A 19787-nucleotide genomic window follows, 5' to 3' on the forward strand; every position below is an offset into this window, starting at 1 on the left:
TTTCCCGCTCTCGCTTCGTTCTTGCCAGTATGCAAAGTCTTGTGTGACCGGGGCTACGCCCGGGCCAGCCGCCTGCGCAACGCCGCCAGCTGGCCCGCCGCGCTCCCGTCGATGACCTCGTCACCGACGCGGACGACGAGCCCGCCGCCGAGCCGGGGGTCGACCTCGACGTGCAGCGCGATCTGCCGCCCGTAGATGTCGTTGAGCTTCGCGCCCAGCTGGGCGGTCTGCTCGTCCGACAGCGCGCTCGCGCTGGTCACGTACGCGACCGAGCGCTGTCGGCGTTCCGCGGCCAGCTTGACCAGCTTGTCGAGCCCGACGCCGACGCCGCGGCCCTTGGCCCGGCGCACGACCTGCTCGACGAGGGTCTCGGTGACGACGTCCACCTTGTCGGCGAACAGCCCGCGCACCAGGGTGCGCTTGGCGTCGGCGGGACCGGCCAGGTCGGAGAGCGCGGCCTCCAGTTCCGGGGCGCGCGCCACGATCCGCGCGACCTGGAACAGCTGGGACTCGACGGTGTCGACGTTCCCGGTCTTCTCGGCCGCGGTCAGCAGTGCCGAGCGGCCGAGCTCCTCGAGCCCGTCGGTCAGCTCACGGGGGCTGGACCAGCGGCTGCCGGCCACGGCGTCGAGCACCTTGAGGGTCGGCTCGGACAGCTTGCCGTCGAACAGCCGGCGCACCAGCCCGCGGCGCGCCTCCGGCGACGTCGAAGCGTCACTGACCGCCCGGCGCAGGCCGATCTCGGCGTCCAGCAGGTCGACGACCGAGAGCAGCTCGTCGCCGACCGTGGCCGCGTCGGCTCCCGCGTCGGCCAGAACCTCGCCGAGGCGTTCCTCGGCGAGGCCGAGCGCTTCACGGCTCGCAGCATGCAGCGTCATCTGGCTCTACTTCCCCGCCCCACCAGCGGCACCGGCGGTTTCCAGCTCCGCGAGGAACCGGTCGACGGTGCCACGACGGCGCGCCTCGTCTTCGAGCGACTCACCGACGATGCGGCTGGCCAGCTCCACGGCGTTGCGGCCCATGTCGGCCCGCAGCTCGGCGATGATCTGCGCCTTCTGGGCCTGCAGCTGGGCCTGCCCCTGGGCGACGATGCGCTGGGACTCGGCCTCGGCCTCGGCCCGCAGCTCCGCCTTGATCTGCTCGGCTTCGAGCCGGGCGTCGTCGCGGATCTTCGCGGCCTCGGCCCGGGCGTCGGCCAGCTGAGCCTTGTACTTGGCCAGCGCCTCTTCGGCCTCGGCCTGGGCCTTCTCGGCCTTCTCGATGCCGCCCTCGATCTTCTGCGCACGCTCTTCGTACGCGGCCTCGAAGCGAGGGACGACGTACTTCTTGAGGATGAACAGCAGGATGAGGAAGGCGACGATGCCGAGGATCAGCTCCGAGATGTCGGGGATGATCGGGTTGTGCGCTTTTTCCTCTGCGGCGAGGAGCATGGCACTGTTCAGCACGGCGTCTCCTTAAGCGATGAGCCGAAACTCAGGCGGCGGAGGCGATGAAGTAGATGACGATGCCGATCAGGGCGAGCACCTCGGTCAGAACGAAGGTCGAGAAGCCGATGCCCTGCAGCTTGCCCTGCGCCTCCGGCTGACGCGCGGTGCCGTTGATGACGGCGGCGAAGATCAGACCCACACCGATACCGGGGCCGATCGCGCCGAGGCCGTAACCGATGGCGGCGAGGCCCGGGTTGATGTTGACAGCCTGCGCGGCGGCCTCGGCCAGAACGATGTTGCTCACGTGCGTTTCCCTTCACTTCGGTCCACGCGCTCGCGTGGATCGGGGGCTTGTGTTCTCAGTGCTCCGACGCCAGCGCGGCGCCGATGTACCCAGCCGACAGCAGGGCGAAGATGTAGGCCTGCAGCACCTGGATGAAGGCCTCGAGGAACGTCATGCCGATGGCGAAGATCCACGCCACCAGCGACACCGGCTTCAGCGCCCAGCTCGACGTCTCGGTCAGCAGGAAGGTGCCGCCGAGGGTGAACACCGCCAGGATCAGGTGACCCGCGAACATGGCGGCGAAAACACGGATGGCGAGCGTCAGCGGGTTGAGGAAGAACTTCTCCGCGAACTCGATCAGCGAGAAGAGCGGCAGCACCGCCTTGGGAACGCCCGGCGGGGCGAGTTCCTTCTTGAAGTAGCCGGCGAAACCGTGCCGCTTGAACCCGACGAAGTGGTAGACCGGGTACACGACGAGGACCGACAGGGCGACCGGGAAGCCGAAGCGCGCCATGGTCGGGAACTGCAGGACGGGGATGATCCCGTAGAGGTTGTTCACCAGCACGAAGGTGAACAATGCGAAAACGAGGGGGACGAACGACTTGAAGTCCTTCGAACCGATCTGCTCGCGCGCGATGTTGTTGCGGCTGAAGTCGTAGATCGACTCGGCGACGAACTGCCCCTTGCTCGGAACGACCTTGAGCTTGCGGGTCGCCAGCAGGAAGTACGTCGCGATGATGACCACCGAAAGCACGACGAGCAGCATCGGCTTGGTGACCGAGCCGAACAACGGCGGCAACTCGAAGCTTTCGGCGCCGGGCGGCGCGAATACCGCACCCTCGGCCAAAACCAGCGCGCCCACTGGGCTCCTTCCGGTTCTCCCGGCCGGCGTTCACTCCGCCGGGGGAATCGTCACGATCTGGACTTAACGTACCCGATACGTATCGGGACGTCGGAGGCGGCTACCCCACGGTCCGCAGAACACACCTTCACGTTCTGCACACGGGGTTGTCTCGCGTGAACACTGCCCTGCGGTCTACTTCGGACCAGCGGCGAAGAGGCGGAACTACACGGTCGCCACACTGCTGATCGCGGTTCGTCTGAGGTAGCGCGCGGCCGAGGCCGCCACCCTTGACGCGGACCATACCAGCAGGTCAATCAGTGCCGTACACGCGTACTCCATACCCACCGATCAGCCCAGGACCTAAGTCCCGGGTGGATCCGGGACCCAGGTCCGGGACCGGGCGGGACCGGTCCGGCAACGGCGCAGGCGGCGGGTCCCGGCGGCATTTCCGGCCGCGCACGAAAGCGCACTTTTGTGACGCCGGTCACACTCAGGCGGCCGCACGGCGATTCACGGTGAGTAACAGCGGACCGCGGCGAAACGGACGGTGTCAGGAGGGGATGATCGTCGGGATCTTGGTCTTGCGGAAGGCGGCGAACTCGGCCGCGGCGGCGACCAGGATGGCGACGATCATGGTGATGCCGAGCGACATCGGGTGCAGCGCGGTGACGCCCTTCAGCAGGGTCAGCGCGCCGAACAGCAGGACGACCTTCACGACGTACCCGCCGAGCGCGATGACCATGACGAACATCGGGTCCTGGCCGGCGCTGAAGCGCATCAGGCCCAGCGTCGACAGCGACGCGAGCATCGCCAGCACCGCGCCGACGAGCGAGCCGAGGAAGCCGGGCAGGCCGTTGAGGATGCTGAAGAGCACGATGCAGACGAGCACCGCGGGCGGGGTGACGAGCAGCGAAGCCTTCGTCATCGCACGGGCGGCCTGCAGCACCACCTTGGCGTGCGGGTTCTCCTGCGCTTCGGTTTCGGTCTCGCTCACGGCTGGCTCCCTGCTCGGTTCAGCCACCGAGTGTAGAGAACCCGGCCGGTCAGGTTCCGGGCTGGTTGCGCGAGCGCAGCCGCGGGACGATCGAGACGACCACCGCGAACACCAGCCCGACCCCGATGATCCAGAGCGCCGCCGCGTCGTCGAACAGCGTCACCGACACCGCGCCGAACGCCAGGATCCCCGCCCACAAGTAGATGAGCAGGACCGCGCGGCGCTGGGAGTGCCCGATCTCCAGCAGCCGGTGGTGCAGGTGCATCTTGTCGGCCGCGAACGGGCTTTCGCCCCGCCGGGTGCGCCGGACGACCGCCATGATCAGGTCCAGCAGCGGCACGAACAGCACCGCCGCCACGACGACCAGCGGCGAGAGCAGCGCGATCGCGTCCTTGCCGCTGAACTGCGGGTAGGGCACGCGCCCGGACGCCGACGTCGTCGCGCCGGCCAGCATCAGGCCGATCATCATCGACCCCGAGTCGCCCATGAAGATCTTGGCGGGCTGGAAGTTGTACGGCAGGAACCCCAGACACGCGCCGGCGAGCGTGGCCGCGATCAGCGCCGGCGGGTACGTGCCGACGTCGCCGCCGGAGCTGTCGAGCAGGCCGAGGGAGAACGCGCACGTCGCCGCCGCGGCGATGAAGCCGAGGCCGCCGGCCAGCCCGTCGAGGCCGTCGACGAAGTTCATCGCGTTGACCATCACCACGACCATCACCACGGTGAGCAGCGCGCCCTGGTTCTTGTCGAGCACCAGCACCGAGCCGAACGAGCCGTCGTTGCCGCCCCACGGCACCCAGAACGACACCCACTGCACGCCGAAGATGACCAGGATCCCGGCGCACATGACCTGGCCGGCCAGCTTCGTCCAGGCGTCGAGCTCGAACCGGTCGTCGAGCGCGCCGATGAGCGAGATGACGCCGGCGGCCAGCAGCACGCCGACCGAGTCGAACGACGCGTCGAAGCCGTGCGACAGCGCGGGCAGCTGGTGGGCCAGGCCCATCGCGCCGGCGACGCCGAGGAAGATCCCGATCCCGCCCATCCGCGGGATGGGGGCGACGTGGACGTCGCGCGCCCGCGGGTTCGCGATCGCGCCGACGCGGATCGCGATCCGGCGCACGACGCCGGTGAGCAGGTACGTCACGGCCGTCGCGGTCAGCGCGACGAGGATGTATTCCCGGATGGGGAGAAGACCGGATGTGGGCGGCACGGGTGCGTCACGCTCGCGGGGTCGGGGTCACCCGCGACACGCTATCGTGCCGCGGTTTCGACCAAGATCCGGCTTCAGGCCAACGTTTCCGCGGGTACACCGAGCACCTCCGCGATGGCTTCCTTGCCCACGGCGCCCTCGCGCAGCACCACCGGTTCGGTGCCGGTCAGGTCCACGATGCTCGACGCGACGGGCTCGCCGCTCGACCCGCCGTCGAGGTACACCGCGACCGAGTCGCCGAGCTGTTCCTGCGCTTCCTGCGCGGTGCTGGCCGGCGGGCGGCCGGAGACGTTCGCGCTCGAGACGGCCATCGGGCCGACGTCGCGCAGCAGCTCCAGCGCCACCGGGTGCAGCGGCATCCGCAGCATCACGGTGCCGCGGGCGTCGCCGAGGTTCCACTGCAGACTCGGCGCGTGCGGGAGCACGATGGACAGGTCCCCCGGCCAGAACGCTTCGATGAGCGCACGCGCCTGCGGCGGCACGCCGAGCACCAGGCCGTCCACAGTGGACCAGGACCCGACGAGCACGCCGACCGGCATGTCCGGCCCGCGGTTCTTCGCGCGCAGCAGCGCCTGCACGGCGCCCGAGTCGAAGGCGTCGGCGCCGATGCCGTAGACCGTGTCGGTCGGCAGGACGACCAGCCTGCTCGACCGCACCGCGCCCGCGGCCGCCGCCAGTCCGTCGGCCCGGGACTCCCGCTTGCTGCAGTCGTAGACCACGCTCATGGTGGCCAAGAGTAGTCCGGCCGCCTCCGCGGCCGTTCGCCGCGTCACACCGGCCCGCGGGGGCGCCCCCGTCTTCCACGCTACCGGCGGGCACCGACAGTTCCGGGCGCTCGCGGCGGGTGCCGGCGGACTTGTCCACAGCGCCGGCGCGGGCCGGCAACCGGCCAGACTTTCGTCGTGGAGCAAGCGGGTAAACCTCGCCGCGAGGCATAACCACGACACCGGGGCTCAATACGGTCGATCTTCGGGAACCACCACCCCCGTGGGTTCCCAGTGAAGGAGCCGCAGATGCGCCCCAGAACCCCGAAAGCGCTCGCCCTGCTCGCCGCCGTCACCGTCCTCACCGGGCTCGGCACCGGCACCGCCGCCGCCGAGCCGCTCACCCGTGGCTGGCCCGCCCCGATCGACGCCGCGCACTGGGAGAACCAGGACCACATGACCTGGTCCGACTACAAGAAGGTGCCCGGGACGAACTGGGCCGACCCGTCCCTGAAGCCGACCCAGCGCACGTTCAAGGGCGCCGTCGTCCTCGCCGACTACCCGGACCAGGACTTCGTCGTCACGAAGCCGGCGAACTCGACGATCTTCGGCAACCCCGGCCCCGCCGCCGCGAACATCCCGCGGACCGGCGTCGCGCGGTACTACCAGGACTTCCTCAACAAGCCCGAAGCGCTCAACAACGGGCACACGATCAACGAGTACTGGATGGAGGACTCCGGCGGCCGCTTCGGCGTGCAGCTGACCGCGTTCGGGCCGTACCGGATGCCCGGGAAGTCCTACGAGTACGGCATGGAGTTCCAGCCGAGCGCCTGCCCGCCCGGGGCGAACTGCGACCGCGACATCCGCAAGGACGCCGGTGACGCGTGGCGCGCCGACGTCGGCGACACCGCGAACCGGTTCGACTTCGTCTTCTACCTCTCCGCCGGCCAGGACGAGAGCTCGACCTGGCAGGAGTTCGGCGAGATGAAGTTCGGCACCAAGGAGAACGTGCCCGACGCGTTCGGCCCGCCGAACCACGACCTGCCCAACTACGCGGCGACGCGGTACGTGCCGTGGACGTCGTGGGCGTCGGCCGCCAGCATCTGGCCCAACGCCCAGGACGGCAGCTCGGTGCAGGCCGAAAGCTCGGGCCAGTCGACCTACGCCCACGAGTTCAGCCACATCCTGGGCATCGGCGACAACTACAACAACCCGTTCGGCGTGCCGCCGTCGCGCAGCTACAGCGGGCCGTGGGACATGCTGTCGCGCGGGACGTTCAACGGACCGGGCGGCCCGCACACGCGCTGGCAGATCCCGGCGACGCAGGGCAGCTCGATGGGCGCCCAGCACCAGCTGCGGAACAAGCTGAAGCTCGGCATCGTCGACCCGGCGGCCGTCCTGCAGCTGGACCGCGACGAGCTGGCGAAGACCGGTCCGGTGTCGGCGCGCATCACCGCGCGCGAGACCGAGGCCCAGCCCGGCGCGTTCACCGGGCTGAACATCAAGCTGACGGGCGGCGACAAGGCCCCGAAGTGCGACCGCGCGAAGGACCCGTTCTGCGACGGCGGCGGCTACGACAACTACACGGTCGAGGTCGTCGACCGGATGGGCGCCGACTCGTTCGCGCCGGACTCCGGCGTCATGATCACCAAAACGAAGAACAAGGACAACGCGCCCTTCGACTGGGTGATCGACGCGAACCCGCAGGACATCGGCATCACCGACTACACCAAGCCGGACGGGACGCCGGTGAAGATCAGCATCGGTGACTACCGGCAGCTCAACGACGCCCTGTTCAAGGCCGGCACCGAGGCGGCCAGCCCGTACGAGTACACCGACCAGGCCAACCGGCTGCGGTTCCTGATCACCGACGTGGCCCGGGACCGCCGCGGCATCCTGTCGTACACGGTCACGGTCGCTTCGCTGGACGGCTCGGGCACCCAGGCGCGCGGGGCGGCGGTGACCCCGGCACCGCCGGCGTTCGCCCGCGGCGGCCTCGCGACCTGCGACTTCGGCCTGCTCAACACGGGCTCGGCGCAGGGAGCGAAGGCACCGTACGACACCGACACGTACCGCCTGAGCGTCTCGACGGACGCGCGCGGCTGGGAGGTCCGCTTGCCGAACGAGCTGGCAACGGCGAAGTTCGGCGGCCACGCAAAGGTCCCGGCGTACGCGAAGCGCGGCGCGGGAGGTGACCTGGCGGCAAGGGTGAAGCTGACGGCAACATCGGTGAGCGACCCGTCCAAGACGGCGACGGCGAGCTGCACAGCGTTCGGCTTCTAGCGACCGGCGCGGAGGGGCCCGCCCGGCGCGGGCCCCTCAGTCCGCGTCCGGCGCTGCTTGCGCTTCTTCGACCAGCTCCACCAGCTCGGCGATGAGCGCCCGGCCGCCCTCCATCTCCGGGAACCACTCCCACGCCGCCGCCGGGAGCGACTCGCGGATCACCTTCATGATCTCGACGCCCTGCTCCTCGGAGTAGCTGCTCAGGGCGATGAACCCGTAGCCCCCGGCGACGAACTTCCGCAGGTCCGCGGCCAGCGCCGGGTCTTCAACCCGGTCGGCGACGAACTCCAGGACCCGGTGCAGCAGGCCGCGGGTGGGGTTCCAGTCGAGGAACCCCAGGTCACGCTTGCCCTGCGGGTCGACGATGAAGATCCCCGACACGTGCTCAGCCCAGCCGTCGGGCCGTGACGAACCGGGCGCGACCCGTCAGGTCCGCGTGGTCCTCGACGCCCGTTAGCACCCGCCGGGCGCGCACCAGCGCCGGGACCGCCGAACCGTGCGTGTCGTCGTGCTCGATCGCCAGCCCTCCTCCGGGCCGCAGCAGCCGCGCGCCCGCCGCGATCGCGTGGCGGATCACCGCCAGGCCGCTCTCCTCCGCGAACACCGCTCGCGGAGGGTCGTGCTCCGCGACCTCGGGCGGCACCGGGGTGCCCTCCGGGACGTACGGCGGGTTGCACAGCACCAGGTCGACCAAGCCGTCCAGCTCGGCGAACATCGTCGGGTCGCCGATGTCACCCGAGTACAGGCGGATCGGGGTGTTGCCCGCGTCCGCGTGGACGTCCGCGTTGTGCCGCGCCCAGGCCAGCGCCTGCGGGTCGACGTCCACCGCGTACACCACCGCGTCCGGCCGCGCGTGCGCCACCGCCAGCGCCAGCGCGCCTGAGCCGGTGCACAGGTCGACCACCACCGGGAACTCGCGCCCCTGCAGGAACTTGACGCCCCACTCGAGCAGCAGCTCGGTCTCCGGCCGCGGCACGAACACCCCCGCGCCGACCGCGACCGTGATCTCCCCCAGCGCGGCCCAGCCCGTCAGGTACTGCAGCGGGATCCGCTTCGCGCGCTGCTGGACGAGCTGGCCGATGGCCTCGATGACCGGCGGGTCGACGAGCGGCACCATCGGCAGCCGCCCCCGGTCGACGCCGAGCACGTGCGCCGCGATCACCTCGGCGTCGAACCGCGGGGACTCGACCCCCGCCCGTTCGAGGATCCGGGTGGCCTCGATGATGGCCAGGCGCAGCGGCTGCCGATTCACTCGTCGTCCTTCACCTCGTCAAGCCTGGCACACCAGGCGGAACTCCCCCGTCAGGACACGCGCCGGTCCCACGCCGTCCAGCGTATCGAGGCCCCCTCACCGGCATGACAAACAGCCGCGAAACACGGGTCACCACCACAATGGATCCGCACGGTGACGCTTCCGGTACCGCCCCGCGCGGATATCCTGACCGGGGCGTAGCCGATCTCCACCGATGCCCGAGACGCCGACCCACCGGGAGCGCCAGTGCCGACCGAGCCGACCACGCGCCGCCGGGTCGCGTTCATCTTCCCCATCTACAACGAGGAAGCGAACATCGACCTGCTGCACCGCACGGTCGACGAGGTCACCGCGCCGCTGGCCGGGAAGTACGACTTCAGCTTCATCTACGTCGACGACGGCAGCCGCGACGCCTCCCTGGACCGGCTCACCGAGCTGGGCGCGCGCGACCCGCGCGTCACGGTCGTCGAGCTGTCCCGCAACTTCGGCCACCAGATGGCCGTCACCGCCGGGCTCGACCTGGTGGACGCCGACGCCACGATCATCATGGACAGCGACCTGCAGGACCCGCCCCGGGTGGCCCTCGAGCTGCTCGAGAAGTGGGAAGAGGGCTACGAGGTCGTCTACGCCCAGCGCCGGTCACGCCGGGATTCGCCGTTCAAGCGGCTCACCGCGAGCGCGTTCTACTGGTTCCTGCGGAAGATGGCCGCGGTCGACATCCCGAAGAACACCGGTGACTTCCGGCTGGTCGACCGCAAGGTCGTCGACGAGCTGCGCAAGTACCGCGAGCGCGACCGGTTCCTGCGCGGGCTGGTCAGCTACGTCGGGTTCCGGCAGACGGCGGTGCTGTTCGACCGCGACCAGCGCCACGCGGGCGTCACCGGCTACCCGCTGACGAAGATGCTGCGCTTCGCCGCCGACGGCATCCTCGGCTTCTCGACGACGCCGTTGCGGATGATCACGCGGATGGGCTACCTGATCTCGCTGCTGAGCTTCCTCGGCGTGCTCTACGTCGTCGGCGTGAAGCTGTTCGCGCCGGAGACCGCGGTGCCCGGCTGGGCGTTCATCACCATCGCGATGTTCTTCCTCGGCGGGATCCAGATCATCATGCTCGGCGTGCTCGGCAGCTACATCGGCCGCACGTACTCGCAGGTGCAGAACCGGCCTTTGTATACAGTGGCGACAGTGCGTACAGGGGTTCCCGAGCCCGCCGAGGACAGCGAAGACCGCCGGAGTGCCGCCCGATGAAGCTCGTCACCGCCACGCAGGTGCGCTTCGGGATCGTCGGCATCGGCAACACGCTGGTCGACGCGCTGGGCTACGCGCTCCTGGCGACGGTCGGCGTCCCGACATTCGTCGCGAACTTCATTTCGACGACCGCCGGCATGCTGCTGTCGTTCACGCTGAACCGGAACTTCACGTTCCGCGCGAAGGACGGCGACATCCGGAAACAGGCGCTGCTGTTCTTCGGCGTGACGGCGTTCGGGCTCTGGGTGGTGCAGTTCGGCGTCATCACGCTGGTCGGTCACCTGTTCCCGGGCGTCAACCTGCTGGTGCCGAAGGGTGCGGCGATCGTCGTCGGCCTCTTCTGGAACTACCTGCTGTACCACTACGTCGTGTTCCGGCACCGGCCCGTTTCGCCCGTTCCTGGTGCGGCGCCCGTCGACTCTGCGTGATCTCGTACGCTCTTCCGAGTGCGATTCCGTGAACTGCGCTTCGGCTTGGGCGTCTTCGTCCTTTCCCTGGGCGTCCTGCTGGTCCGGTTCCTCGTGCCGAGGCCGGTCGGGATGGCCGACAACGGCGACGGCTGGCGCCTGCTGTGCGACCTCGGCGGCCGGCACCCCGAGCTCAGCTCCGAGTTCTACGTGCACTTCAGCTACGGGCCGGGGTCGGCCTGCAAGAGCGACTACATCTCCAGCCAGGCGTGGCTCGACTGGTTCGCGAGCAAGCTCGGCAAGGTGCTCGGCTCGTCCGCGGAGCTCAACCTGCTGGTGCTCGGCGCGATCACGTGCGTGCTGGTCGCGGTGGGCGTCGCGGCGACGGTGCTCGGCCTGGACCTGAGCCGCCGCAACCGCGTCATCGCGGCGGTGCTCCTGCTGCTCGTGATGGCCGACTCGGCGTTCTTCGGCTACTTCGCGTCGGTGCTCAGCGAGGGCGCCGGCTTCGTCGGCATGCTGCTGATGGCCGGCGGCCTGCTGCTGATGAGCCGCACGGGCGCGCCGCGGTACTGGGGCGCGGCGCTGACCGTGGTGGGCGCGCTCATCGGCATCAACGCGAAGTCGCAGACGCTGCTGCTGATCCCGCTGTTCGTGGTGGCCCTGGCGCTGATCAAGCCGCTCGGTCAGCGCGGCCGGGCGCGGTGGCTGCTGCCGCTGGGCGTGCTGGTGGTCGTCGGCGCGGGGACGGCTGCGGTGCAGTCCCACGGCGACCCGGCCAACGCGGAGTACCGCGAAGCGAACATGTACCACGTCGTGTTCGACAGCATCGTCGACGGCAAGCACGACACGGACGCCGACCTGGCGGCGCTGGGCCTGCCGCCGAGCGCGAAGAAGTTCATCGGCACGGGCTGGTGGGCGGCGCACCCGTGGACGGACGCGGACTACAACGGCTTCCGCGACAAGATCAGCCGCCGCAACGTGGTGAGCTACTACGCGGCCCACCCGCAGCGCACGCTGCAGATCCTCCAGCAGGGCGCGGTCGACACGCTGACGGCGCGCCCATCCCGCCTGGGGAGCTTCGCGGAGTCGTCCGGGCTGCCGAAGATGGCGCAGGAGTACCGGGTGCCGGTGTTCTCCGGGCTGTCGAAGCTGGCGGCGCCGCTGGGCCTGTTCGTGCTGGTCCCGTTCTGGCTGCTGATCGGCTGGGCGGGCGTGCGCGCGTTCCGCCGGCACCGCCGCGAGTACGGGATCGTGGTGTTCTTCCTGCTGCTGTTCGCGATCGGCCAGTTCGGGTTGTCCGCGCTGGGCGAGGGCGTCGAAGGCGTGAAGCACCAGCTGCTGACGCTGTTCCCGACGTTCCTGGCGTTCGCGTTCGCCGTGCTCAGCCTGTTCCCGAAGCCGGCTGAACCCGAGCCCGAACCGGACGAGGTTCCGGACGTGGACCAGCCGACCGAGGTCTTCGAGGCCTTCCGCGAGCCGGAGAAGCCCGCCGTCCGCTAAACCGTTCCGGCTTCCGGCCGGGATCGTCGTGGCGCCCGCCGCGCAGGCAACCACCGCGGCCAAGCCGGTACCGATGTGTCCGGGCGCGGAACTCCACAAGGACGGCTTGCCCAAGCCGCTGAAGAACCAGCTCGGCGACCAGGCCGGCACGCTGCGCCTGTGGTACTCCAGCGCGAACGGTGGCACCAACTGCGCGAAGGTCACCAGCGACGGGGCGCCCGCGCGCTCGATTTCGGTCAGCATGTGGACGAGCGGGGGCACTCCGGTGACCGACTCCGGTCCGTACCACGTGTATGCGGGCGGAGTGGTGCTCACCGGCACCGCCGGCAAGTGCATCTACCTGTCCGGCAACCTCTCGCTGGGCAGCGGCTCGGTCAACCAGTTCCGCGCCTCGGCCGGGCCGGTCGACTGCGGCTGATCCCACCGGGCTGGGCCGCCGGGAGGTGGCTCAGCCCGCCGAGGTGGCCAGCCGCTCCTCGCGGTCCGCGGTCGCCAACGCGTCCAGCACGCCGTCCAGGTCGCCGTCCAGGACCTGGTCCAGGTTGTACGCCTTGTAGTTCACCCGGTGGTCCGAAATGCGGTTCTCCGGGAAGTTGTACGTCCGGATCCGCTCCGAGCGGTCGACCGTGCGGACCTGGGACTTGCGGGCGTCCGACGCCTTCGCCGCCGCCTCTTCCTCCGCGACCGCCTGCAGCCGGGCCTGGAGCACCTGCAGGGCCCGCGCGCGGTTCTGGATCTGGGACTTCTCGTTCTGGCACGACACCACGATGCCCGTCGGCAGGTGGGTGATCCGGACCGCCGAGTCCGTCGTGTTGACGCTCTGGCCGCCCGGGCCCGACGACCGGAACACGTCGATGCGCAGGTCGTTCGGGTCGATCTCGACCTCGACCTCCTCCGGCTCCGGGTAGATCAGCACGCCGGAGGCCGACGTGTGGATGCGGCCCTGGGACTCCGTCGCCGGCACGCGCTGGACGCGGTGCACGCCGCCCTCGAACTTCAGCCGGGACCAGACGCCGTCGACGACCGCCGACTTCGTCTTGATCGACAGCGTGACGTCCTTGAAGCCGCCCAGGTCGGAGTCGACCGAGTCGAGGACCTCCGCTTTCCAGCCGTGGCGCTCGGCATAGCGCAGGTACATCCGCAGCAGGTCGCCGGCGAACAGGGCCGACTCCTCGCCGCCCTCGCCGGACTTGATCTCCATCACGACGTCGGAGCCGTCGTACGGGTCGCGCGGCAGCAGCAGCTCGGTGAGCTTGGATTCGAGGTCGGGGATCCGCGCGCTCAGCTCCTCGGCCTCGGCGGCGAACTCCGCGTCCTCCGACGCCATCTCCCGCGCGGCCGCGAGGTCGTCGCGGGTCGTGTCGAGCTCGTGGACCGCCCGCACCACCGGCGTCAGCTCGGCGTAGCGGCGGCCGAGCTTGCGGGCGCGCGCCTGGTCGGCGTGCACCGCCGGGTCCGCCAGCTGCTGCTCCAGCTCCGCGTGTTCGGCGAGCAGCCCCTTGAGCGAGCTCGAATCCACCTCTGCCACCTCTCAGCCCGGGACGAAGACACTGCGTGCGTACAAAGCGACGGCGCCCACCCGGAAGTACCGGATGGGCGCCGTGGAAAAAGCTACTTGGCGTCGGCGTCCTTCTTCTGACGCTTGCCGTAGCGAGCCTCGAAGCGCGCGACCCGGCCACCGGTGTCCATGATCTTCTGCTTGCCCGTGTAGAACGGGTGGCAGTTCGAGCAGATCTCGACGTGGATGTTGCCGCTGGTCTTGGTGCTGCGCGTGGTGAAGCTGTTGCCGCAGTCGCAGTTCACTTCGGTGACTACGTACTCGGGGTGAATGCCGCTCTTCATGGTGTCCTCTCTCGTTGGCTCCGGGTCCCCAGTCGTTCCTCGGGGTGAACCGGTGCCGGACTTCAGCGGGTAATTCTGCCAGACGGGCTGACGATCACTGGAACGCACCCCGCTGACCTGGTATTCCGAACGCGCCGGAGGCCTCCCCGCCGCGAAGCGGGGAGGCCTCCGATGAGCACGTTCAGTCGTCCTCGCCGCCGCCGAGGGCGGTCTTCGAGACCTGCATCAGGAACTCGACGTTCGTCTTCGTCTTCCGCAGGCGCGAGATCAGCAGGTCGATGGCCTGCTGCGAGTCGAGCGCGTGCAGCACCCGGCTCAGCTTCACCGTGACCGCGAGCTCGTCCGGCGAAAGCAGCAGCTCGTCCTTGCGGGTACCGGACGGGTTGACGTCGACCGCGGGGAACACGCGGCGCTCGGCGATCTTCCGGTCGAGCTTGAGCTCCGCGTTACCGGTGCCCTTGAACTCCTCGAAGATGACCGTGTCCATCGTCGAGCCGGTCTCGACCATCGCCGTGGCGAAGATGGTCAGCGAACCGCCGTTCTCGATGTTGCGCGCCGCGCCCAGGAACCGCTTCGGCGGGTACAGCGCGGTCGAGTCGACACCACCGGACAGGATCCGGCCGGACGCCGGGGCCGCCAGGTTGTACGCCCGGCCCAGCCGCGTGATCGAGTCGAGCAGCACGACGACGTCGTGGCCCATCTCGACCAGGCGCTTGGCCCGCTCGATCGACAGCTCCGCGACCGAGGTGTGGTCCGACGGCGGCCGGTCGAAGGTCGAGGCGATGACCTCGCCCTTCACCGAGCGCTGCATGTCGGTGACCTCTTCCGGACGCTCGTCGACCAGGACGACCATCAGGTGGCACTCGGGGTTGTTCGTGGAGATCGCGTTCGCGATGTCCTGCATGATCGTGGTCTTACCGGCCTTCGGCGGCGACACGATCAGGGCGCGCTGCCCCTTGCCGACCGGCATGATCAGGTCGATCACGCGGGTCGTGAGCTTGTGCGACTCGGTCTCGAGGCGCAGCCGCTCGTTCGGGTACAGCGGGGTCAGCTTGGTGAAGTCCGGCCGCCGCTTGGCCTCGTCCGGCTCCAGGCCGTTGATCGAGTCGACGCGCACCAGCGGGTTGAACTTCTGCCGCTGCTGCTCGCCCTCGCGCGGCTGGCGCACGACGCCGGTGATGGCGTCACCGCGGCGCAGGCCGTACTTGCGGACCAGCGAGAGCGACACGTACACGTCGTTCGGGCCGGCGAGGTAGCCGGACGTCCGCACGAACGCGTAGTTGTCGAGCACGTCCAGGATGCCCGCGACGGGCAGCAGGACGTCGTCCTCGCGGATCTCGGTGTCCGGCGAACCGCCGTCGCGCTGGCCGCCGCCACTGCCCCGGCGACGACGGTCGCGGAAGCGACGGCCGCGACGGCCGCCTTCCTCGTCGTCGTCCGGCTGCTGGTTGCGGTTGTCCTGGCCGCCGCGGTTGCCGCCGTCCTGCTGCTGGTTGCGCTGGCGGTTGCCGTCCTGGCGGTTGCCGTCCCGGCCGCCGCCCTGGCGCTGCTGGTCGCGGTTGCCACCGCCCTGACCCTGCTGGCGGTCGCCACCGCTCTGCTGCCGGTCGCCGCCGCTCTGGCGCTCGCCCTGCTGGCGGTCGCCCTGCTGACGGTCGCCGTCGGGCGAGCCGGCGGCGCGGTTCGAGCCACGGCGACGGCGGCCGCGGCCGCCCTCCTCGGGCTGGCCGTCCTGGCCGTCCTGCTTGTCCTGCTGCGGGCGCTCGGCCTGCGGCTGGGTGTCCGCGGGAGCCTCGGCGGCGGGCGCGGCGGCCTTCGGCTCCGGCTTGCGCTCGACCGGGGCGGCGGGCGCCTCGGCCTTGGGCTCGGCCTTCGGGGCCTTCGGCGGCTCGCCGACGCCGTCCAGCGGCAGCGTCTCCGCCGTCGCACGCGGCTTGCGGGACTTGCCCTGGCGCTCGCGGATCGCGGCGATCAAGTCGCCCTTGCGCATGCCCGTCGTCTCGCCGACGCCGAGCTCCCCAGCCAGCGAACGCAGTTCGGCGACGGTCTTACCGGTCAGCCCGCCGACCGTCCGCTTGGGAGCGGGGGCGGTGCCGTTCGTCTCGGCCGTGCCGCTCACGTCGCTCAAAAGATCGGTGTTGCTCACACATGTCCTTCCTGACCGATCCACGCCTCCAGGTGGATCAGCGGACTGCCGCTCGCTTCTGATCGCGAACCGGCGTATCTGCCCCCCGATACGCGAGATGAGCTCTTCGGCCGTGCGGAACACAGCTGGAGCGCCTCCACCACAGGGGTTTGCGTCCTCCAAACGGAGGACACGGAATTCGGCACCGCCGAAACCGGAAACCCGCCCAAGTCGTTCCGCGTTACCCCGCTTGCCAGGCGGTGCGGATTCGGCGGATCAACGAAGGATGCGATCCGGGAGGACCGGCATCGGGTGCGGAAACGCACGGTGATCGAACGCCCCCGAGGGTAGACCGCGGCGGTTCCGGGTGCAACAACCACCCCCCGCGTGGCGGGCGCGTGACCCGGCCTTCACCGGGCCGCAACCTGCACACCCGTGAGATCCACGGGCAGCTCGGAGACTACGAACCCCTCAACGTCGACCCCCGGCGGCAGTATTCCCGTGGTGGTCAGCGCGAGCACCGTGGGACCCGCGCCGGACACCGCGGCGGCCACGCCCCGGGCACGCAGCGTCGCCACCAGCTCGCCGCTCGCCGGGTACGCGGGGGCGCGGTAGTGCTGGTGCAGGCGGTCTTCGGTGGCCGCGAGCAGCAGCTCCGGCTTCGCCGTCAGCGCGTGCACGGCGAGCGCGGCGCGGCCGGCGTTGTGCGCGGCGTCGGCGTGCGGGACGGTCGCCGGCAGCAGTCCGCGCGTGGTCGCGGTGGCCGAGCGGACGGCCGGGACGGCCACGACCGGCCGGATCGCCGCGTGCGGCGCGAGGCGCTCGGCGTGGAATTCACCACTTTCGCACCAGGCCAGGACGAAACCGCCGAACAGGCTCGCCGCCGCGTTGTCGGCGTGGCCCTCGAAGCCGGCGGCCAGCTGCAACGCGCCGAAAGCGTCGAGCTCGCGGCCCGCGAGCGCGTACCCGGCGGCGACGCCGGACACCACCGCGGCGGCCGACGAGCCGAGGCCGCGCGCGTGCGGGATCGCGTTGTGGCAGCGCAGGTGCAGGCCCGGCGGCTCGGCACCGAGGTGCGCGCACGTCTCGCGGATCGCGCGGACGACCAGGTGGGTCTCGTCGGTGGGGACGTCCTCGACCCCGCCCGCGCCCGCGTCGATCACCTCGACCTTGAGGCCGGCGTCGATCACCCGCACCTCGACGACGTCGTAGAGGCCCAGCGCCATGCCGAAGGCGTCGAAGCCCGGCCCGAGGTTCGCCGTCGACGCCGGGACGGTGACCGTGAACCCGCTGGTCACCGCAGGTCCAGCGCCGCCGCGACCGCCGAGGGGTCCACCGCGAGGGGCTCGACCTCGACGTTGCCCGCCAGGGCCGTCTGCGGGTCCTTCAGGCCGTGCCCGGTGACCGTGCAGACCACGCGGGACCCCTTGGGCAGCCTGCCGTCGGCGGCCGTGGCCAGCAGGCCGGCCACGCTGGTCGCCGACGCCGGCTCGACGAACACGCCCTCGCGCCCGGCCAGCAGCCGGTACGCCTCGAGGATCTTCTCGTCCGTCACGGCTTCGAAGAGGCCGTTCGACGCGTCCTTGGCCTTCACCGCGGCCGTCCACGAGGCCGGGCTGCCGATCCGGATCGCGGTCGCGACCGTCTCCGGGTCCGCCACCGGCTCGCCGTGCACGAGCGGCGCCGCACCGGCCGCCTGGAAGCCGAACATCCGCGGCGTGTTCTTCACCACACCGTCGGCCGCGTACTCCGAATACCCCGCCCAGTAGGCGGTGATGTTGCCCGCGTTGCCGACCGGCAGGCAGTGGATGTCCGGCGCCGTGCCGAGCACGTCGCAGATCTCGAACGCGGCGGTCTTCTGGCCGGCGATGCGCACCGGGTTGACCGAGTTGACCAGCGTGACCGGGTAGTCGGCCGCGGTCTTGCGGGCCAGCTCGAGGCAGTCGTCGAAGTTGCCGTCGACCTGCAGGATCCGGGCGCCGTGCAGCACGGCCTGGGCGAGCTTGCCCATCGCGATCTTGCCCTGCGGCACCAGCACGGCGCAGGTGAGGCCGGCGCGCGCGGCGTAGGCGGCGGCCGAGGCGGAGGTGTTGCCGGTCGACGCGCAGATCACCGCCTTGAGCCCGCTGGCGAGCGCGTGCGTGATGGCCACGGTCATCCCGCGGTCCTTGAACGAGCCGGTCGGGTTGGCGCCCTCGACCTTGAGGTGCACCTCGCAGCCGGTCAGCTCCGACAGGTACCGCGCGGGCAGCAGCGGCGTGTTGCCTTCGCCGAGCGTGACGACCTGCGCGCCGTCCGGGACGGGAACGCGGTCGCGATATGCCTCGATGAGTCCGGGCCAAGGGTGCCTGATCACTGGTCTTCGCCTTCCACCCGCATCACGCTGACAACTTCGTGGACGACGTCGAGCTTCGCGATCTCGTCCACAGTGGACTGCAGGGCGGCGTCCGGCGCCTGGTGCGTCACGACGACCAGGCTCGCGCGGTCGCCGACGTCGCTCTGCCGCACGGCGGCGATGCTCACCCCGTGCCCGGCGAACGCCTGCGCCACCTGGGCGAGCACGCCGGCGCGGTCGGCGACGGAAAGGCTTACGTGGTAACGGGTCGGCGTCTGGCCCATCGGCCGCACCGGCAGCGCCGCGTGCGCGGACTCGCGCGGCCCGCGCCCGCCAGCCACCAGGTTGCGGGCCACCGCGACGAGGTCGCCGAGCACCGCACTCGCGGTCGGCGCGCCACCCGCGCCCTGGCCGTAGAACATCAGCTCGCCGGCCGCGTCGGCCTCGACGTAGACCGCGTTGAACGCGCCGCCGACGCCCGCCAGCTGGTGGCTGCGCGGGATCATCACCGGGTGCACGCGGGCGGAGACCGACTCGACGCCGTCGTCGTCGGTCACGCGCTCGCAGATGGCCAGGAGCTTGACCGTGCGGCCCAGCATCCGCGCCGCGCCGAGGTCGGCGGCGGTGACGTCGGCGATGCCTTCGCGGTGGACGTCCGAGGCGGTCACGCGGGTGTGGAACGCCAGCGACGCGAGGATCGCGGCCTTCGACGCGGCGTCGTAGCCGTCGACGTCGGCGGTCGGGTCGGCCTCGGCGTACCCGAGCCGGCTGGCCTCGTCGAGCGTCTCGGCGTAGCCGGCGCCGGTCGAGTCCATCGCCGAGAGGATGTAGTTCGTGGTGCCGTTGACGATGCCCATCACGCGCGTGATGCGGTCGCCCGCGAGGGATTCGCGCAGCGGGCGCAGCAGCGGGATGGCCCCGGCGACCGCGGCCTCGAAGTAGAGGTCGGCACCTGCGGCGTCGGCCGCCTCGAACAGGTCGGCGGAGTGCTCGGCCAGCAGGGCCTTGTTCGCCGTGACGACGGACTTCCCGGCCTTCAGCGCGGCAAGCAGCCAGCCGCGCACCGGCTCGATGCCGCCGACCAGCTCGACCACGACGTCGACGTCGTCGCTGGTCACGAGCTTCTCCGCGTCGGCGGTCAGCAGCTCCGGCGGCAGCTCCGGGTGCTTGTCCGGGCGGCGGACGGCGATGCCGGCCAGCTCGACCGGCGTGCCCGCCCGCGCGGCCAGCTCACCGGCCTGCTCGGTGAGCAGCCGGGCGACCTCGCCGCCGACGGTCCCGCAGCCGAGCAGGGCGACGCGCACGGCCCGGCGTTCCTCTGGGGCAGCCACTG

The 19787-nt window shown here is 70.7% G+C and carries 20 protein-coding genes; 5 read left to right on the forward strand and 15 right to left on the reverse strand.

The window, feature by feature from the left end; all coding sequences use genetic code 11:
- Positions 1–53: 53 nt before the first annotated feature.
- The 7 genes from ACIRSS_RS13215 to ACIRSS_RS13245 all read right to left on the reverse strand — a co-directional run bounded on the left by ACIRSS_RS13215 (position 54) and on the right by ACIRSS_RS13245 (position 5480).
- Positions 54–878 carry a F0F1 ATP synthase subunit delta gene (locus ACIRSS_RS13215; RefSeq protein WP_400894217.1) on the reverse strand — a complete coding sequence of 275 codons (825 nt, stop codon included), beginning with the start codon at positions 876–878 and terminating at the stop codon, positions 54–56.
- 6 nt (positions 879–884) lie between these two features.
- Positions 885–1430: a F0F1 ATP synthase subunit B gene (locus ACIRSS_RS13220; protein WP_400897440.1), complete on the reverse strand. Its 546-nt coding sequence runs from the start codon at positions 1428–1430 to the stop codon at positions 885–887.
- A gap of 43 nt (positions 1431–1473) precedes the next feature.
- Positions 1474–1731: an ATP F0F1 synthase subunit C gene (locus tag ACIRSS_RS13225; protein WP_329055699.1), complete on the reverse strand. Its 258-nt coding sequence runs from the start codon at positions 1729–1731 to the stop codon at positions 1474–1476.
- Positions 1732–1786: 55 nt separating this feature from the next.
- On the reverse strand, positions 1787–2572 hold the full coding sequence (atpB, locus tag ACIRSS_RS13230; protein ID WP_247019135.1) for a F0F1 ATP synthase subunit A: 786 nt from the start codon (positions 2570–2572) through the stop codon (positions 1787–1789).
- 532 nt (positions 2573–3104) lie between these two features.
- Positions 3105–3548 (reverse strand): hypothetical protein, encoded by a 444-nt coding sequence (locus tag ACIRSS_RS13235; protein WP_086672652.1) that lies wholly within the window; start codon positions 3546–3548, stop codon positions 3105–3107.
- 49 nt (positions 3549–3597) lie between these two features.
- The gene (locus tag ACIRSS_RS13240) at positions 3598–4755 is read right to left on the reverse strand and encodes a glycosyltransferase family 4 protein (RefSeq protein ID WP_400894220.1); all 1158 of its coding nucleotides are present in this window, start codon (positions 4753–4755) and stop codon (positions 3598–3600) included.
- Between the two features lie 74 nt (positions 4756–4829).
- Positions 4830–5480, reverse strand: a complete 651-nt coding sequence (locus tag ACIRSS_RS13245) for an L-threonylcarbamoyladenylate synthase (RefSeq protein ID WP_400894222.1) — start codon at positions 5478–5480, stop codon at positions 4830–4832.
- Positions 5481–5768: 288 nt separating this feature from the next.
- On the opposite strand from ACIRSS_RS13245, the gene ACIRSS_RS13250 reads away from it, so the two are divergent.
- Positions 5769–7742, forward strand: a complete 1974-nt coding sequence (locus ACIRSS_RS13250; protein ID WP_400894224.1) for a M6 family metalloprotease domain-containing protein — start codon at positions 5769–5771, stop codon at positions 7740–7742.
- A 36-nt stretch (positions 7743–7778) separates the two neighbouring features.
- Here the strand turns inward: ACIRSS_RS13250 and ACIRSS_RS13255 are convergent, their stop codons facing one another.
- Together ACIRSS_RS13255 and prmC are read right to left on the reverse strand one after the other, a co-directional pair.
- On the reverse strand, positions 7779–8123 hold the full coding sequence (locus ACIRSS_RS13255; protein ID WP_400894226.1) for a hypothetical protein: 345 nt from the start codon (positions 8121–8123) through the stop codon (positions 7779–7781).
- Positions 8124–8127: 4 nt separating this feature from the next.
- Complete coding sequence (prmC, locus tag ACIRSS_RS13260; RefSeq protein ID WP_372664113.1) at positions 8128–8994, reverse strand: peptide chain release factor N(5)-glutamine methyltransferase; 867 nt, start codon at positions 8992–8994, stop codon at positions 8128–8130.
- Between the two features lie 246 nt (positions 8995–9240).
- On the opposite strand from prmC, the gene ACIRSS_RS13265 reads away from it, so the two are divergent.
- The 4 genes from ACIRSS_RS13265 (at position 9241) to ACIRSS_RS13280 (ending at position 12570) form a co-directional block, all read left to right on the forward strand.
- Positions 9241–10242 carry a glycosyltransferase family 2 protein gene (locus ACIRSS_RS13265; RefSeq protein WP_400894228.1) on the forward strand — a complete coding sequence of 334 codons (1002 nt, stop codon included), beginning with the start codon at positions 9241–9243 and terminating at the stop codon, positions 10240–10242.
- Entirely contained in the window at positions 10239–10670 is a 432-nt protein-coding gene (locus ACIRSS_RS13270; RefSeq protein ID WP_400894230.1) for a GtrA family protein, read from the forward strand. The genes ACIRSS_RS13265 and ACIRSS_RS13270 overlap by 4 nt, the downstream gene beginning before the upstream one ends.
- Positions 10671–10688: 18 nt before the next feature.
- Entirely contained in the window at positions 10689–12152 is a 1464-nt protein-coding gene (locus tag ACIRSS_RS13275; RefSeq protein WP_400894232.1) for a hypothetical protein, read from the forward strand.
- Positions 12153–12258: 106 nt separating this feature from the next.
- Positions 12259–12570, forward strand: a complete 312-nt coding sequence (locus tag ACIRSS_RS13280; protein WP_400894234.1) for a hypothetical protein — start codon at positions 12259–12261, stop codon at positions 12568–12570.
- 30 nt (positions 12571–12600) lie between these two features.
- Here ACIRSS_RS13280 and prfA read toward each other — a convergent pair whose 3' ends face one another.
- The 6 genes from prfA to ACIRSS_RS13310 all read right to left on the reverse strand — a co-directional run bounded on the left by prfA (position 12601) and on the right by ACIRSS_RS13310 (position 19785).
- Positions 12601–13671, reverse strand: a complete 1071-nt coding sequence (prfA, locus tag ACIRSS_RS13285) for a peptide chain release factor 1 (RefSeq protein ID WP_400894235.1) — start codon at positions 13669–13671, stop codon at positions 12601–12603.
- A gap of 92 nt (positions 13672–13763) precedes the next feature.
- Positions 13764–13994, reverse strand: a complete 231-nt coding sequence (gene rpmE / locus ACIRSS_RS13290; protein ID WP_086863515.1) for a 50S ribosomal protein L31 — start codon at positions 13992–13994, stop codon at positions 13764–13766.
- 181 nt (positions 13995–14175) lie between these two features.
- Positions 14176–16140 carry a transcription termination factor Rho gene (gene rho, locus ACIRSS_RS13295; protein WP_400894237.1) on the reverse strand — a complete coding sequence of 655 codons (1965 nt, stop codon included), beginning with the start codon at positions 16138–16140 and terminating at the stop codon, positions 14176–14178.
- Positions 16141–16529: 389 nt separating this feature from the next.
- Positions 16530–17417, reverse strand: a complete 888-nt coding sequence (thrB, locus tag ACIRSS_RS13300; RefSeq protein WP_400894239.1) for a homoserine kinase — start codon at positions 17415–17417, stop codon at positions 16530–16532.
- On the reverse strand, positions 17414–18475 hold the full coding sequence (gene thrC / locus ACIRSS_RS13305) for a threonine synthase (protein ID WP_086672679.1): 1062 nt from the start codon (positions 18473–18475) through the stop codon (positions 17414–17416). The genes thrB and thrC overlap by 4 nt, the downstream gene beginning before the upstream one ends.
- Positions 18472–19785, reverse strand: a complete 1314-nt coding sequence (locus ACIRSS_RS13310; RefSeq protein WP_400879579.1) for a homoserine dehydrogenase — start codon at positions 19783–19785, stop codon at positions 18472–18474. Before ACIRSS_RS13310 ends, thrC begins: the two co-directional genes overlap by 4 nt.
- Between the last annotated feature and the right edge of the window lie 2 nt (positions 19786–19787).

It is taken from the genome of Amycolatopsis sp. NPDC101161, assembly GCF_044768185.1.
GTDB lineage: Bacteria > Actinomycetota > Actinomycetes > Mycobacteriales > Pseudonocardiaceae > Amycolatopsis.

Coding starts and splice junctions, on each gene's coding strand:
- ACIRSS_RS13250 (WP_400894224.1), top strand. CDS start 5,769: ATGCGCCCCAGAACCCCGAAAGCGCTCGCCCTGCTCGCCGCCGTCACC.
- ACIRSS_RS13245 (WP_400894222.1), bottom strand. CDS start 5,480: ATGAGCGTGGTCTACGACTGCAGCAAGCGGGAGTCCCGGGCCGACGGA.
- rpmE (WP_086863515.1), bottom strand. CDS start 13,994: ATGAAGAGCGGCATTCACCCCGAGTACGTAGTCACCGAAGTGAACTGC.
- ACIRSS_RS13215 (WP_400894217.1), bottom strand. CDS start 878: ATGACGCTGCATGCTGCGAGCCGTGAAGCGCTCGGCCTCGCCGAGGAA.
- ACIRSS_RS13220 (WP_400897440.1), bottom strand. CDS start 1,430: ATGCTCCTCGCCGCAGAGGAAAAAGCGCACAACCCGATCATCCCCGAC.
- ACIRSS_RS13270 (WP_400894230.1), top strand. CDS start 10,239: ATGAAGCTCGTCACCGCCACGCAGGTGCGCTTCGGGATCGTCGGCATC.